The sequence below is a fragment of the Bacillus sp. JCM 19034 genome, assembly GCF_001310635.1.
GTDB lineage: Bacteria > Bacillota > Bacilli > Bacillales > Bacillaceae_D > Halalkalibacter.
This window is the reverse complement of the sequence record NZ_BAXR01000059.1, coordinates 1-803: the sequence shown is the minus strand read 5'-3', so window position 1 is coordinate 803 and position 803 is coordinate 1. Positions and strand designations below refer to the sequence as shown.

Genomic DNA, 803 nt, shown 5'->3' with positions numbered 1-803 from the left:
GTGCTATGGTGGAGCCTAGCGGGATCGAACCGCTGACCTCCTGCGTGCAAAGCAGGCGCTCTCCCAGCTGAGCTAAGGCCCCAATATAAATTCATATCTAATGGTCGGGAAGACAGGATTTGAACCTGCGACCCCTTGGTCCCAAACCAAGTGCTCTACCAAGCTGAGCTACTTCCCGATAAAATGGCGCGCCCTGAGAGATTCGAACTCCCGACCTTTTGATTCGTAGTCAAACACTCTATCCAGCTGAGCTAAGGGCGCATATGGTGCCGAGGGCCGGACTTGAACCGGCACGGTAGTCACCTACCGCAGGATTTTAAGTCCTGTGTGTCTGCCAATTCCACCACCCCGGCAAGGACTTCTACGAGAAATAGAAGAGCGGAAGACGAGATTCGAACTCGCGACCCCCACCTTGGCAAGGTGGTGTTCTACCACTGAACTACTTCCGCATATAAAAGTGCGGGTGAAGGGAGTCGAACCCCCACGTCATAAGACACTAGATCCTAAGTCTAGCGCGTCTGCCAATTCCGCCACACCCGCATATGTTAAAATGGTGAGCCATGAAGGACTCGAACCTTCGACCCTCTGATTAAAAGTCAGATGCTCTACCAACTGAGCTAATGGCTCAAAATGATGCCGGCCAGAGGACTTGAACCCCCAACCTACTGATTACAAGTCAGTTGCTCTACCAATTGAGCTAGACCGGCTTATAATGGTGGAGGATGACGGGATCGAACCGCCGACCCCCTGCTTGTAAGGCAGGTGCTCTCCCAGCTGAGCTAATCCTCCATATAATATTATAA

At 52.1% G+C, this 803-nt stretch carries 9 tRNA genes; all 9 read right to left on the bottom strand.

What is annotated here, in order from left to right:
* Window positions 1-6: 6 nt before the first annotated feature.
* Window positions 7-82 (bottom strand) — tRNA-Ala (locus tag JCM19034_RS20600).
* 19 nt (window positions 83-101) lie between these two features.
* A tRNA-Pro gene (locus JCM19034_RS20595) sits at window positions 102-178 on the bottom strand.
* Between the two features lie 6 nt (window positions 179-184).
* Window positions 185-261 (bottom strand) — tRNA-Arg (locus JCM19034_RS20590).
* A gap of 3 nt (window positions 262-264) precedes the next feature.
* Window positions 265-353: transfer RNA gene (locus JCM19034_RS20585), tRNA-Leu, on the bottom strand.
* A gap of 24 nt (window positions 354-377) precedes the next feature.
* A tRNA-Gly gene (locus JCM19034_RS20580) sits at window positions 378-449 on the bottom strand.
* Window positions 450-458: 9 nt separating this feature from the next.
* Window positions 459-540, bottom strand: a tRNA-Leu gene (locus JCM19034_RS20575).
* Window positions 541-551: 11 nt separating this feature from the next.
* Window positions 552-627, bottom strand: a tRNA-Lys gene (locus JCM19034_RS20570).
* 7 nt (window positions 628-634) lie between these two features.
* A tRNA-Thr gene (locus JCM19034_RS20565) sits at window positions 635-707 on the bottom strand.
* A 6-nt stretch (window positions 708-713) separates the two neighbouring features.
* Window positions 714-789 (bottom strand) — tRNA-Val (locus tag JCM19034_RS20560).
* Window positions 790-803: the final 14 nt, after the last annotated feature.